Genomic DNA, 13,208 nt, shown 5'->3' with positions numbered 1-13,208 from the left:
AATAGCATAAGACTAGGAAAAATGGAGGATTTGAAGGCAAGGGGAAATGTTTATTTGCTACTTAGTATAATAACAGCAGTAGGTGTTTGGAATATCGCTAATGGAACTCAGGTGAAAGCAAGTTCGAAAAGATCAGTTTATCGGCTTTATAATTCCAATGTTAAAGGTGGAGATCATTATTATACCTTGAGTAAATATGAAGCAAAAACTTTGGTCAATCTAGGTTGGCGTTGGGACAATAATGCAAATCCTGTCTTTTATTCAACTGGAACAGTCAATCTTTATGTTTCTTATAATCCTAATGCTCAGTCAGGTGCCCATAACTATACAACAAATATATTTGAGCAGAATAGTTTATTATCTGTAGGTTGGAAATATGGAGCTATTGCTTGGAAAACAATGTCTTCTGACAGTTTGCCTGGAACTCCAGCGGGTTGGAAGATTGATAAACCAATGAATATTGATAATTATTCAACCCAAATTTATGCTTATAAACAATGTACTTGGTGGGTCTATAATCAAGCGAAAGAGTTTGGAATTAACTATGGCTAATATATGGGAAATGGTAAGGATTGGCAAAATCAAGCAGGTTATCAGGTCACATCAACTCCGCAACTCTATAGTGCTGTAAGTTTTAAGGCGTATAAGATGGAGCTGATGCCACTTACGGTCATGTTGCCTTTGTAGAAAAAATTCGTTCTGATGGTTCAATATTAATTTCGCAATCAGGAACAGGTTATAGTACTTTATTTTCTTATCAAGTTTTAAGCAAAGATCAAGCTAGTCGCTTACGTTATGTAATTGGAAATAGGTTTCTTTAAAAAATCAGCTAATCAAATTACTTGAGGGCATCCTTTTATCAAGGTATAATAGATATATCTTTATTTCAGATATTAATTGTTAATTCTAGAACTCATCGGTTGAACAATCGGAAATCAACAATTAATATCTGATTCAAATAGGGAAAAGAGAATTCTCCTTCGGGAGGATTTTTTATAAAAAAATTTTTCTATTCTAAATATGAAAGGGGAGGATATGAGACTTTGGCATGAAGCTTTAATCAAAAAGCTTCCAAGACAGCAACTTTTGGGACAGCATCGTGAATGTTGTGCCCTTCGAGGAAAAGGCTGGGGGAAACCACATTCAACAGTAAATTATGTTTTTAATTATTCGCCCTATAAACTTTTTCAATATCATTTACAAGTCATGACTGAAATGAGAAAAAGAGGCTATCATCCGGATGAAAAATGGCTAAATCCTTTATATCGGGGACAAACTTCTAAAGTCTATATAGAACTAGAAGAAGTTATTCAAACCTTCCCGATCTATCCTGAACATAATAATGATTATCTTGAAGATTGTAAAGAAAATTTGAGAGAAAAGGGAATAATAATCTAGAAAATAAAAAGAGGATTTCCTTTGAAAAGGCTTAAATGATATGATAAAATCATGAGTATAAAATGAGAAAGTGAGCGACTCATGATTATCGATTTAGGAAATGTCTGGGAGGCCTTGAGTGCGATTGGAACTATAGCTGTAGTTATTGTTTCGCTTTATTTGGCAAGAAGAGACTATCGAAAAAAATTAGAAGTTGACTATTGGACTTCTTATAAAATATTCTCTGGAGAAAAAATATCTTTGTGGTCTATTGATCTTGTAAATATTGGATCCGTTCCCGTAAAGATTTATGAAGTCGGTCTTTATCAAAAAAGTTGGTTAAGAAAAAGGCGGAAAAAAATAATATTTATGATGCCTAGAGATTTCGAGTACGAAAGTGCCAAACTACCAATTTTACTTAATCCGCAAGAAGATGCAACTTATTTCATAGCTAAAAATGAGTGGATAACTAAAATAAAAGAACTCGGAATTAATCAACGTAAGATTGGACTTTATGCTAGAGATACTACCGGAAAATATTATTATAGAAAATTTTTATTGGAGTAAATTTACTTTTTTTAAGAATTGAAAAGTTTGTAAAGTTTTTTTCTTGACAAAAGAAAATTTTAACTTGAAATTTATCTATAAATTTGATAGAATGTTTAAGTATTCGTACAACTTTGGTCTGGCAAACAGTCCAAGGCAGAAAGGAAATTCTAACGATGAAACAAAATATCCATCCAAATTACCAACCAGTAGTCTTCATGGACACTACAACTGGTTTCAAATTTTTGACTGGTTCAACTAAAGGTTCTAAAGAAACTGTTGAATGGGAAGACGGAAACACTTATCCATTGATCCGTGTTGAAATCTCTTCAGATTCACATCCATTCTATACAGGTCGTCAAAAATTCCAAGCAGCGGACGGACGTATCGCTCGTTTCGAAAAGAAATACGGCAAACAATAATAGAAATGGTCATTCGACCATTTTTATTTTTACCTGTAAAAGTTGTCATTTGACAGCTTTTTATTATGAAAAAATATAGAAATAAGATAAAATAAAGAAAAATAATTAAATTGTGGGAGAATATTAAAAGATGAAATGGTCTTTAAATGAATTAACGAAAAAAAAACAAATTAGTTTCAATGATGAATTAAGTCTACGTGATGAGTTGCTCAAACGTTCACAAGAAATTTTGGATTGTCAACCAATTGAGGTTAAAGGTGAAATTGCTTATGATGATGATTTATTCTATTTAGATTATCAAATTAAAACAGTATTGACATTACCTTCGTCAAGAAGTTTAAAACCAGTCGAGTATCCAATTGATCTTCTTGTCAATGAAATTTTTGCGACTGAAGAGAGTTTGAGAGGGAATCAAGAATTATTAGACAATGATTTGATTATTATTTTGGATAAAGATTTAATCAGTTTAGATGAATCAATCACTGATAATCTTTTATTGGAAATTCCTTTGCAAATTTTTGCTGAAGATGAAGAGGCAGAAGAGTTGCCGGCTGGTAAATTCTGGTCTGTTTTGAGTGAAGAAGATTATGCCAAACAACAAGAAGAAAAATTGGAAGAAAAGAAATCTCCCTTTGATGGGTTAAATGGATTATTTGATTAGACAGCTCTCATTTTCAAAGGATTTCAGCCTTAAAGCCTAAGAAAGCGAAAACAATTTAAAAAAAGCGTCAAATAGTTTGTACATAAATTAAATTTATCTTATAATAGTATTATAAGAAATCGAATTATACAGTTTTTTTAACAAAGGAGAATGATATGACTTCAAAGAAAATTTTGATTATTGAGGATGAAAAGAATTTAGCGCGATTCGTCTCATTAGAATTAGAACATGAAGGCTATGCGACTGAGATTAAAGATAATGGTCGTTCTGGTCTTGAAGAAGCAACTTCAAAAGATTATGATTTAATCTTGCTTGATTTGATGCTTCCTGAACTTGACGGTTTTGAGGTAGCCCGTCGTTTACGAAAAGAAAAAGATACACCAATCATTATGATGACGGCACGTGATTCAACGATGGACCGTGTTGCTGGTCTTGATATTGGGGCTGATGATTATATCACTAAACCTTTTGCGATTGAGGAACTTTTGGCGCGTGTTCGTGCTTTCTTCCGTCGTGAAGAGCATGGTCATGCCGTTGAACGTGCTGAAAATACTTCTTTCCGTGATCTTGTGATTGACAAAACGAATCGCACAGTTCATCGTGGTAAAAAAGTAATTGATTTAACACGTCGTGAGTATGACCTCCTTTTGACATTGATGCAAAATGTTGGCGATGTTGTGACTCGTGAACATTTAGTTTCACAAGTTTGGGGATATGAAGAAGGAACAGAAACAAATGTTGTGGATGTTTATATTCGTTATCTTAGAAATAAAATTGATGTTGAAGGTCAAGATAGCTATATTCAAACTGTTCGTGGCTTAGGTTATGTAATGCGTGAACGCAAATAAAAAATAAGATGAAAAAATTATTTACTTTCAATAAGAAAAAAGAGACGGTAGAGGAAAGTTCGGCTAAGCGGTCTATCATGCTTAGGTGGGCTTTTGCTAACACCGTTTTTTGTTTTATTACTTTTACTTTGTTTGCTACTTTGACTTATCAATTGACAATAAGTTCTTTTATTAAAGAAGAACAACAATTATTAACTCGCTCTATGGATAGTGTTGAGGAAGTCTTAGAAAAAGCAGATGCTCCTTTGAATTCATCGAATTTGAACACATATATTGAAGCGACATCAAAGATTCAAAATGGTGAGTCTGAAGGAATGAGTTTGGGTAGTATCATTGGGACACGGAAAGCATTTTATATTTATGACTTAAATCATAAATTATTGTATTCAACGAATCGACATACTTTTGGTTTTCAGAATCAGGCTAATAATGAAATGAAAGAGATTCGGGGAGAAAATCCAGGTTATTTAGTTCAGAGAAAAATTATTTCTAAGTCAACAGGACAAGTTGTGGGATACTTACAGGCTTTTTATGATACGACGACTTATCATCGAATTTCTAATCTTCTTTTGATTGTCTTGTTAATTTTAGAAATTGTTGCCTTGATTGTCGCTCAGTTGATTGGTTATTTCATGGCTAATTACTTTATGAAACCATTGGAAAAACTTTATCAGGGCATGCAAGAAATGGCAAATGATCCAACAAATGATTTTGAACCGATTGAAATTCAAAGTGGAGATGAAATCGAAGAGTTGGCTCATGTTTACAATGATATGATGTTGAAGATGAAGGCATATCTTGAACAGCAAAATCGCTTTGTTTCTGATGTTTCTCATGAATTAAGAACACCTTTAGCTGTCTTGGATGGACATATTAACTTGTTGAATCGATGGGGGAAAAATGATCCAGAAGTATTAGATGAATCTTTGCAGGCAAGTTTAGATGAAGTTGATCGAATGAAGAAAATGCTTGAGGAGATGTTGGCTCTTGCTCGCCTTGAAAATGTTGACTTATCAAGTGAAGAACTGGATTGTGATGTTGGAAAAGTTTGTAATCGGGCCCTTAAGAATTTTCAGCTTTTGCATGATGATTTTGAAATAGTGCTTGATAACCGGCTTATTTATCCCACTCATGCGCGAATTTCAGAAAATCATTTTGAACAAGGTTTACGAATTCTGTTAGATAATGCTGCTAAATACTCTCCTGATGATCGTAAAGAAATCGTGATTACTGTTTCTGAGGATGAACAGTTTGTCATTACGAGTGTATCTGACAAAGGAATTGGAATTTCAGAAGAAGATATTAATCATCTTTTTGAGCGTTTCTTTAGAGCGGACAAGGCTCGCAATCGAGAAATTGGTGGAACTGGTTTAGGTTTATCAATTTTAGCTCGATTGGCAGAAAATTATCAAGGGGAAATTGAGGTAAATTCAGAACTGGGTCTTGGTTCAACTTTTACACTAAAATTCCCGAAAATAAAATAAAGAATAAGAGAATTGCTAAAGGGCAGTTCTTTTTTTGCGACGTATGTTATGTTTTGTGACATCAAATGCAAAAATAATTGACTTGTTTAGAAAGTTGTGTTATATTTTATTACATGATTAAATTGTCAGAAAATATTGATAAATATTCTGTTTTAATCTCGAACTTTTAAAGGAGAAATTTTATGGACACAGGCTCAATTGCATTTATTTTAATTTGTGCGGCATTGGTATTTTTGATGACGCCTGCATTAGCATTTTTTTATGGAGGGCTTGGACGCCGAAAAAATGTGTTAAACACAATGATGATGTCTCTTGCACCAATGGCTCTGGCTTCTATTTTATGGGTAATTTTTGGCTTCTCATTTTCATTTTCAGGAAGCAATAATTGGTTTGGTGATTTTAACCATTTGTTTATGAATGGTGTGGATATGGCTAAAAATTCACTTTTCCCTGCTAATCATATTCCAGATGGACTTTTTTCTGGTTTTCAAATGATGTTCTCGATTATCACAGTAGCTCTAATTACGGGATCTGTTGTTGGAAGAATGAGATTTACACCAATTTTGATTTTTATGACTGCTTGGTTAATTTTAGTTTATTATCCTTTGGCTCATATGGTTTGGGGCGGTGGATTTTTGGCTCAAATTCATGCGATTGACTTTGCAGGTGGAGATGTTGTTCATATTTCAAGTGGGGTGACAGGACTTGTACTTGCTTTAGTACTTGGAAAACGTCGAGACTACGAACGTTTAGATTATCGTCCACATAATATTCCTTTTGTTGTTTTGGGCGCTGGTCTCCTATGGTTTGGTTGGTTCGGATTTAATGCTGGGTCAGCGCTTGCTGCCAATGGTGTGGCAATTAACGCCTTTATGACGACCAATACAGCAGCTGCAGCAGCAATGTTTTCATGGATGATTGTTGAAAAAATATTGATTGGTAAACCTTCAATTGTTGGTGCTTGTTCTGGTGCGGTAGTTGGCTTGGTGGCCATCACTCCAGGAGCTGGTTTTGTTTCTTTATGGTCGTCATTGATTATTGGACTTTTGGTTAGTCCTTTATCATACTTTATGATTTCTGTAGTTAAAAAGAAATTGGGATATGATGATGCTTTAGATGCTTTTGGTTGTCACGGTATTGGCGGGATGTTTGGCGGAATTATGACAGGAATTTTTGCAACGCCGGCTTTGGCACCAGAAAAAGGCTACGCTGGTTTAATCTATGGCTCTGGGAAATTGCTTTTGGCTAATGTATCTGCGGTTGTCTTCACAGTTGTTTTCACTGCTCTTGTGAGTTGGATCATTATTAAAGTAATTGCCTTGTTTATGCCAATTCGTGTATCTGACCGTGCTGAAGCTATTGGACTTGACGACAGTGAGCACGAAGAAACTGCTTATCCAACCTTCTTAGGTTTGGATTCTTAAGTTTAATTTTACTGACAGATATTTCTTATATAAAATTGTGAGTTTGTCAGTAAAATCAATTTTGAATGATGTCTTTGAAGTATGCTGACAAGTCTGTCAGTAAAAATGTAAGATACAAAGAGAGAAAAAATATGAAAAAAATTGAAGCGATTATTCGGACAGATAAATTAGAAGATTTGAAAGCAGCCCTATCAGATAATGGCTTGGTGCATGGGATGACAGTTTCTCAAGTTTTGGGTTATGGTGAACAAAAAGGATTTACAGAATATGTTCGTGGTCAACGAATTGAAACTACTTTACTTTCAAAGTTAAAGATAGAAATTGTATCAATCGATGAAAAAGTTGATGATATTGTTAATGTGATTATTAAAGCAGTTCAAACGGGCGAAGTGGGAGATGGTAAAATCTTCATTCAACCTGTTGAGCGTGTAATTCGAATTAGAACCTCAGAAGAAGATGCTCAAGCGCTCTAAGTATCACTGCTTATAACGCTTTGAAGCGTGAATGGGTGCTCTTGCTAGATACCTTATTTCTCACTCATCGGAAAATTATTGTTTCCACTGAGTTCGGTCATAATACGGTAAGAATCAAGCAAAACAAATCGTTATTTTGTGTTACTTATTACGCTCTAAGTCTCATACTTTATAACAGGATAAAGTGTAGATGCTTGGAGACTATCTTTCCAGATTCACTACTGCTGACTCTCGGTGTAACAACTAGCATATTTCGTAAGTCAGCAAAGCTAACAACGACTTTTCTAGGTTAGAAATGATTCTTCTTGCTGAGTTCTATCTTATTGAAAAGTAAGCTGACAAATAGGTCAGCTTTTTGTATTTTTTTGAAAAAATTACTGACAGACTTGTCAGTAAATAAGACTGTTGAAAAAAAGCCCGATTAGGGGTAAAATAGATTAGATAAAGTCGTCAGTGAAATATTTTACTGACAACTTAAAAAGGAATAGAAAATGAAAAAAATAACGAAATTTAAAGATCAAAAAATCTTAGTTCTTGGACTTGCCCGTTCTGGAATGGCTGCTGCCCTTGTGCTCAATGAGTTGGGTGCGATTGTTACGGTCAATGATGGCAAACCTTTTGAAGAAAATAAAGAAGCGCAATTACTTTTAGAAGAAGGAATTAAAGTCATCACAGGGAGTCATCCTATTGATTTATTGGATGAAGATTTTGCACTAATGGTTAAAAATCCAGGAATTCGTTATGATAACCCAATGGTTGAACGAGCTGAAGCATTGAATATTCCTGTAATTACTGAGGTTGAACTTGCTTATCTCATCAGTGAAGCTCCAATCATTGGAATTACCGGAACCAATGGGAAAACAACGACGACAACATTGATTGCTGATATTTTAAATGCCGATGGTCAGTCAGCAAAATTGTCAGGGAATATTGGTTTTCCAGCATCAGAAGTAGCCGAAAAAGCGAGTGCTTCTGATACATTAGTGATGGAACTTTCAAGTTTTCAATTGATGGGCATTGATAACTTCCGCCCTAAAATTGCCTTAATTACAAATTTATTTTCAGCTCATTTAGACTATCATGGTTCGCAAAAAGCCTATGAAGCTGCAAAATGGCGAATTCAAAAAAATATGACCTCAGATGATTTCTTGATTCTCAATTTTAATCAAGAAAAATGTCGTAATTTGGCTGACAAAACGAAAGCGACTGTTCTTGCTTTTTCAACAAAAGAAAAAGTTAATGGTGCTTATTCTAAAGATGGAAAAATTTATTTTAATGATGAATATATCATGGAAGTTTCTGAACTTTCACTTCCTGGTGAGCATAATCTAGAAAATGCTTTAGCAGCCATTGTAGCTTCAAAATTACAAGGAACAAAAAATGAAGCGATTGTAGAAGTACTGACAAGTTTTGCTGGTGTAAAACATCGTCTGCAATATCTTGGCGAAATTGATGGTCGTAAAGTCTATAACGACAGCAAGGCAACCAATATTTTGGCTACTCAAAAAGCACTTTCTGGTTTTGATAATAGTAAACTTTGGCTTTTAGCTGGCGGACTTGATCGTGGAAATGGTTTTGAAGAGTTAGAAAAAGATTTGCAAGATTTGAAAGGAATGGTTGTTTTTGGTCAAACAGCAAATAAATTACGTTTGACTGCAGAAAAATTGAATATTCCCGTTTTTGATAGTGAAAATGTTGCAAAAGGCCTCGAAGAAATTCTACCTCAAACGCAAGCAGGAGATACAATTTTACTTAGTCCAGCTTGTGCAAGTTGGGACCAATATAAAACTTTTGAAGAACGCGGTGATTTATTCATTCAAGCCTTTGAAAATTTGAAAAAATAAAAGTACTGACAACTATTGAATTAATTTATGTTAAAATTAATTTTACTGACAGAAAGAATAATTACGATTCATCTTGCTGACAGCTATCAGATTTAATTTGTACTTTATTTCTATCGTTATTTTCTTGTTTATTAGAGAACAGGATTTAATGAAAGTTGGGTACAAAAATATTTGTCAGAGAATCCCCAAACTATTGGAGAAAAACAAACATGCGAATTATCATTACAGGTGGCGGCACAGGCGGTCATATTTATCCAGCGCTAGCTTTCCTTAAGTATTTGGAAAAAGTAGAACCAGATACAGAAGTGCTTTATATTGGAACGAAAAAAGGCTTGGAGGCAAAAATTGTCCCTCAAGCAGGAATTAAATTAAAAACAGTTGATATCCAAGGATTACGTCGTTCACTAAGTCCGCAAAATTTAAAAACAGCTTATAAGTTTTTTAAATCTGTCTCAGATGCTAAAAAAATTATGAAAGAATTTAAACCGGATGTTGTTTTGGGAACTGGTGGATATGTGGCAGGGCCAGTTGTTTATGCTGCTGCGCAATTAAAAATTCCAACAATTATACATGAAGGAAATTCTTTCCCAGGAATAACTAATCGTTTTCTTGCTAAAAAAGTTGACCGAATTGCAGTAGGTTTTCACGCAGCAGAACAATATTTTCCAGCGAGCAAAACGACTTTTACTGGAAATCCAAGGGCACAAGAAGTTGCAGATGCAGCGGCTCAAGTAGAAAAATTTGAAGAGCCAACCGTTGTTATTTTTGGTGGCTCACGTGGCGCTTTAAAACTTAACAATGCTTTTATTGAAGCCCTTCCTGAATTAGCACAACGTTCATTTAAAACCGTTTATGCTTCAGGAGAGATTTATTATGATGATTACAAGGAAACTTTTAATCAATATAAAGAAAATTCTAATTTAGATATTCGTCCTTATATTAATAATATGACAGAACTTTTAGCAAAAAGTCAGCTCTTTTTAGGACGGTCTGGTTCAACAACTATTGCTGAAGTGACCGCTTTAGGCTTACCAGCCGTTTATGTCCCAAGTCCAAATGTGACAGCTGACCAACAGACTAAAAATGCTCAAGAATACGTTGACCAAGGTGCAGCTATTATCATCAAAGACGAAGACCTAACGGGTCAAACTTTGGTTGAAGCTATTTCAAATATACTCGAAAATAATGAGAAGTATCAAGAAATGCAAGCAGCTAGTCTAAAAGCGGGCGTTCCAGATGCTAGCCAACGCCTTTACAATCTAGTGAAAGAAATTAGTAAATAAATGAGTGAAAAAGATAATAACTTAACCCCTTGGCAGCAAAAACATCTTGAATATCAGAAAAGAAAAGCAGAAGAAGCCAAAAAAGAAAAGAAAGCAAATCAACCTAAAAAGGTTCATTTTTCTTCACCTTTTCTTAAAAGTCTCCCAAAAACTGAAAAAAACTTTGATGACACTAGAGACGAAGCTGAGTCAGCTGAGTTGTTAGAAGAAGGCTTTGAGACTAATAACGAAGAAACTCAATCAAGCGAAGCTCCGATTGAAAATGAAAAAATTATTGCTCAGTTAGAACAACTTTCTCAAGAGAATGAATATGAGTATGAAGAAGAGCAAATCAAAAGACCTTCGAGATTTTCTTCTTTATTTAAAGGTTCAGCTCCACTTTTAAAGAAAATGTGGCCAGCCTTAGCAATTGTTGTTCTGGTATTCGTTGGCTCTCTTTATTTGATTTCACCTCTCAGCAAAATATCAACTTTTAGTGTTTCTGGAAATGCGAATGAAAGTAGCGAACAAGTTGCATTAGCTTCAGGAATTCAAACAAGCGATAGTATTTTTAATATCCTAAATAATAAGGAAAAAATTGAAGCGACAATCGAACAAAAATTCCCTAGAATTTCTGCCGTTACAATCAATTACCATTTTCCTAATCGCTTTGAGGCCATTGTAAAAGAACATACAAACAGTGTCTATGTCAAACGTAATGATCAAACTTACCTTGTCTTAAATAACGGTTACGTGATTACAACACCAGTTGATGCAACTAAGCTTGAGAAATTGCCAGTTTTACAAAATTTTAATGACAAAGAAGTTAAAACTTTTGTAAATGCTTATGAAACGCTTAAACCAGCAATAAAATCACTGATGACTAATGTTACTAAAACTCCTACAGATGCGACGAAAGATTTCATTGCCATTGATATGAGTGACGGAAATCAGGTTCGGGTTTCATTGAGTCAATTAGCTGACCGCCTGCCATATTATCCAAGTGTTGCTAAACAAGTTCAAGCACCACAAGTTGTAGATATGGAAGCTGGTATTTATACGAAGCCAAAAGCTGCTTATGATGCTTATCTTTCACAATTATCTACCTCAAAATCAGCATCTATTTCTGCTCAAAATGCGAAAAAGACTGATGCAAGTAGTGAAAATACTGCTCAAAGCACAACAACAAGTTCAAATTAAAAATAAAAAAAGTGATAATTTAGGATTGTCACTTTTTTAGCACAGAGTAAGCTATAAAAAAAGCTGATAAAATGCTATAATAGATAGCACGCATTTTTGTGGAAAAATAATAAATAAACTATATAAAGAAAATTTAGAGGAGAAACTGTATGTCTTTGTTTTTAGATACAGCACGAATTGAAGTAAAAGCTGGTAAAGGTGGCGATGGTGCAGTTGCTTTTCGCCGTGAAAAATATGTTCCAGATGGTGGTCCTGCCGGTGGTGACGGGGGAAAAGGCGGTTCTGTAATCTTTAAAGTTGATGAAGGAATGTCAACTTTGATGGATTTCCGTTATAACCGTATTTTCCGTGGTAAACCAGGTGAAAAAGGGATGAACAAAGGAATGCACGGTCGTGGAGCCGAAGATTTGATTGTTCATGTTCCTCAAGGAACGACTGTTAAAGATAACGAAACTGGTGATGTTTTAGTTGACTTAATCGAAAAAGACCAAGAATTTGCGGTTGCTAAAGGCGGTCGCGGCGGTCGTGGAAATATTCGCTTTGCCACACCACGTAACCCAGCACCTGAGGTAGCAGAAAATGGAGAACCAGGAGAAGATAAAATTCTACTTTTGGAACTTCGTGTTTTAGCAGATGTTGGTTTAGTTGGTTTTCCATCTGTTGGTAAATCAACATTATTGTCAGTTGTTTCAAATGCGCGTCCTAAAATTGGCGCTTACCATTTCACAACAATCACTCCTAATATTGGAATGGTTCAAGTAGGTTATGGAGATAGTTTTGTTATGGCAGATATGCCAGGATTGATTGAAGGAGCGCACTCTGGTGCAGGACTTGGAATTCAATTCTTGCGTCATATTGAACGTACACGTGTCCTTCTTCATGTTCTCGATATGTCAGAACTTGAAGGACGAGATCCATACGAAGATTACAAAACAATCAATGATGAATTAGAATCTTACAATTTACGTTTGATGGAACGTCCACAAATTATTGTTGCCAACAAAATGGATATGCCAGAAGCTGCCGAACGTTTAGCTGAATTTAAAGAAAAATTAGCTGCTGATTTAGGTCCTGATAAAGAAATGCCTGAAATTTTTGAAGTTTCTGGCCTGACTAAAACAGGACTTCAAGGTTTGCTTGCACGCACAAGTGAATTACTTGCACAAACACCAGAATTCTTACTTTATAATGAAGATGAATTAGCGGATGAAACAGCTTATTACGGCTTTGAAGAAGAAGAAAAACCATTTAAAGTTTCTCGTGATGATGATGGTGGATGGCGCTTATCTGGTGATAAGATTGAAAGACTCTTTATCATGACTAATTTTGATCATGATGAATCAGTTATGAAATTTGCTCGCCAAATGCGCGCGATGGGTGTTGACGAAACACTTCGTTCAATGGGAGCCAAGGATGGCGATTACGTTAGAATTCAAAAATTTGAATTTGAATTTGTAGATTAAAAATTTCAATATTTTCGGAGATTAAAAATGGGATTTAAAATTATTGGTGACCGTGACAAAGACGGAAATTTTATTGCCTCAGCCGATTATTGGACCGATGAACGGATTGATGACTTGTTAAAGAAATACAATCCTCATGGTAAATTGACTTTATCAAAGGCTAATCAAAAGAAAAACGATGAAAAAAAGACTGATTAATTCAGT

The 13,208-nt window shown here is 34.8% G+C and carries 15 protein-coding genes; all 15 read left to right on the top strand.

Going from position 1 to position 13,208, the window contains the following annotated elements; all coding sequences use genetic code 11:
* Positions 1–54 precede the first annotated feature (54 nt).
* The 15 genes from IAE51_RS04780 (at position 55) to IAE51_RS04710 (ending at position 13,202) form a co-directional block, all read left to right on the top strand.
* Complete coding sequence (locus tag IAE51_RS04780) at positions 55–552, top strand: CHAP domain-containing protein (RefSeq protein WP_233611032.1); 498 nt, start codon at positions 55–57, stop codon at positions 550–552.
* 3 nt (positions 553–555) lie between these two features.
* The gene (locus IAE51_RS12340) at positions 556–687 is read left to right on the top strand and encodes a hypothetical protein (RefSeq protein ID WP_021722678.1); all 132 of its coding nucleotides are present in this window, start codon (positions 556–558) and stop codon (positions 685–687) included.
* 348 nt (positions 688–1,035) lie between these two features.
* Positions 1,036–1,398 carry a TIGR02328 family protein gene (locus IAE51_RS04770; RefSeq protein ID WP_200094866.1) on the top strand — a complete coding sequence of 121 codons (363 nt, stop codon included), beginning with the start codon at positions 1,036–1,038 and terminating at the stop codon, positions 1,396–1,398.
* Between the two features lie 81 nt (positions 1,399–1,479).
* Entirely contained in the window at positions 1,480–1,944 is a 465-nt protein-coding gene (locus tag IAE51_RS04765; RefSeq protein ID WP_017864799.1) for a hypothetical protein, read from the top strand.
* A gap of 155 nt (positions 1,945–2,099) precedes the next feature.
* The gene (locus tag IAE51_RS04760) at positions 2,100–2,345 is read left to right on the top strand and encodes a type B 50S ribosomal protein L31 (RefSeq protein WP_003130760.1); all 246 of its coding nucleotides are present in this window, start codon (positions 2,100–2,102) and stop codon (positions 2,343–2,345) included.
* A gap of 130 nt (positions 2,346–2,475) precedes the next feature.
* A complete protein-coding gene (locus IAE51_RS04755) occupies positions 2,476–3,006 on the top strand; it encodes a DUF177 domain-containing protein (protein WP_200094864.1) in 531 nt (176 codons plus the stop codon).
* Between the two features lie 155 nt (positions 3,007–3,161).
* On the top strand, positions 3,162–3,854 hold the full coding sequence (locus tag IAE51_RS04750) for a response regulator transcription factor (RefSeq protein WP_003130756.1): 693 nt from the start codon (positions 3,162–3,164) through the stop codon (positions 3,852–3,854).
* An 8-nt stretch (positions 3,855–3,862) separates the two neighbouring features.
* The gene (locus IAE51_RS04745) at positions 3,863–5,338 is read left to right on the top strand and encodes a HAMP domain-containing histidine kinase (protein ID WP_010906048.1); all 1,476 of its coding nucleotides are present in this window, start codon (positions 3,863–3,865) and stop codon (positions 5,336–5,338) included.
* Positions 5,339–5,520: 182 nt separating this feature from the next.
* Positions 5,521–6,762 carry an ammonium transporter gene (locus IAE51_RS04740; RefSeq protein WP_200094862.1) on the top strand — a complete coding sequence of 414 codons (1,242 nt, stop codon included), beginning with the start codon at positions 5,521–5,523 and terminating at the stop codon, positions 6,760–6,762.
* A gap of 131 nt (positions 6,763–6,893) precedes the next feature.
* Positions 6,894–7,235, top strand: a complete 342-nt coding sequence (locus IAE51_RS04735; RefSeq protein ID WP_010906046.1) for a P-II family nitrogen regulator — start codon at positions 6,894–6,896, stop codon at positions 7,233–7,235.
* 491 nt (positions 7,236–7,726) lie between these two features.
* Entirely contained in the window at positions 7,727–9,079 is a 1,353-nt protein-coding gene (gene murD, locus IAE51_RS04730) for a UDP-N-acetylmuramoyl-L-alanine--D-glutamate ligase (RefSeq protein ID WP_200094860.1), read from the top strand.
* 209 nt (positions 9,080–9,288) lie between these two features.
* Positions 9,289–10,362 (top strand): undecaprenyldiphospho-muramoylpentapeptide beta-N-acetylglucosaminyltransferase, encoded by a 1,074-nt coding sequence (gene murG, locus IAE51_RS04725; protein ID WP_003130746.1) that lies wholly within the window; start codon positions 9,289–9,291, stop codon positions 10,360–10,362.
* A complete protein-coding gene (locus IAE51_RS04720; RefSeq protein ID WP_058223278.1) occupies positions 10,363–11,541 on the top strand; it encodes a cell division protein FtsQ/DivIB in 1,179 nt (392 codons plus the stop codon).
* A gap of 149 nt (positions 11,542–11,690) precedes the next feature.
* A complete protein-coding gene (gene obgE, locus IAE51_RS04715) occupies positions 11,691–13,004 on the top strand; it encodes a GTPase ObgE (protein ID WP_165379794.1) in 1,314 nt (437 codons plus the stop codon).
* 27 nt (positions 13,005–13,031) lie between these two features.
* Positions 13,032–13,202, top strand: a complete 171-nt coding sequence (locus IAE51_RS04710; protein WP_012898204.1) for a hypothetical protein — start codon at positions 13,032–13,034, stop codon at positions 13,200–13,202.
* Positions 13,203–13,208: the final 6 nt, after the last annotated feature.

Source organism: Lactococcus sp. S64 (assembly GCF_016516525.1).
GTDB lineage: Bacteria > Bacillota > Bacilli > Lactobacillales > Streptococcaceae > Lactococcus > Lactococcus lactis.
Note: the sequence above shows the minus strand (reverse complement) of the source record. Positions and strands in the feature narration are given on the sequence as shown.

What these genes read in the sequence shown, in the direction of transcription:
- IAE51_RS12340 (WP_021722678.1), top strand. Translation starts at nt 556, where the DNA reads ATGGGAAATGGTAAGGATTGGCAAAATCAAGCAGGTTATCAGGTCACA.
- IAE51_RS04770 (WP_200094866.1), top strand. Translation starts at nt 1,036, where the DNA reads ATGAGACTTTGGCATGAAGCTTTAATCAAAAAGCTTCCAAGACAGCAA.
- IAE51_RS04765 (WP_017864799.1), top strand. Translation starts at nt 1,480, where the DNA reads ATGATTATCGATTTAGGAAATGTCTGGGAGGCCTTGAGTGCGATTGGA.
- IAE51_RS04760 (WP_003130760.1), top strand. Translation starts at nt 2,100, where the DNA reads ATGAAACAAAATATCCATCCAAATTACCAACCAGTAGTCTTCATGGAC.
- IAE51_RS04755 (WP_200094864.1), top strand. Translation starts at nt 2,476, where the DNA reads ATGAAATGGTCTTTAAATGAATTAACGAAAAAAAAACAAATTAGTTTC.
- IAE51_RS04750 (WP_003130756.1), top strand. Translation starts at nt 3,162, where the DNA reads ATGACTTCAAAGAAAATTTTGATTATTGAGGATGAAAAGAATTTAGCG.
- IAE51_RS04745 (WP_010906048.1), top strand. Translation starts at nt 3,863, where the DNA reads ATGAAAAAATTATTTACTTTCAATAAGAAAAAAGAGACGGTAGAGGAA.
- IAE51_RS04740 (WP_200094862.1), top strand. Translation starts at nt 5,521, where the DNA reads ATGGACACAGGCTCAATTGCATTTATTTTAATTTGTGCGGCATTGGTA.
- IAE51_RS04735 (WP_010906046.1), top strand. Translation starts at nt 6,894, where the DNA reads ATGAAAAAAATTGAAGCGATTATTCGGACAGATAAATTAGAAGATTTG.
- murD (WP_200094860.1), top strand. Translation starts at nt 7,727, where the DNA reads ATGAAAAAAATAACGAAATTTAAAGATCAAAAAATCTTAGTTCTTGGA.
- murG (WP_003130746.1), top strand. Translation starts at nt 9,289, where the DNA reads ATGCGAATTATCATTACAGGTGGCGGCACAGGCGGTCATATTTATCCA.
- IAE51_RS04720 (WP_058223278.1), top strand. Translation starts at nt 10,363, where the DNA reads ATGAGTGAAAAAGATAATAACTTAACCCCTTGGCAGCAAAAACATCTT.
- obgE (WP_165379794.1), top strand. Translation starts at nt 11,691, where the DNA reads ATGTCTTTGTTTTTAGATACAGCACGAATTGAAGTAAAAGCTGGTAAA.
- IAE51_RS04710 (WP_012898204.1), top strand. Translation starts at nt 13,032, where the DNA reads ATGGGATTTAAAATTATTGGTGACCGTGACAAAGACGGAAATTTTATT.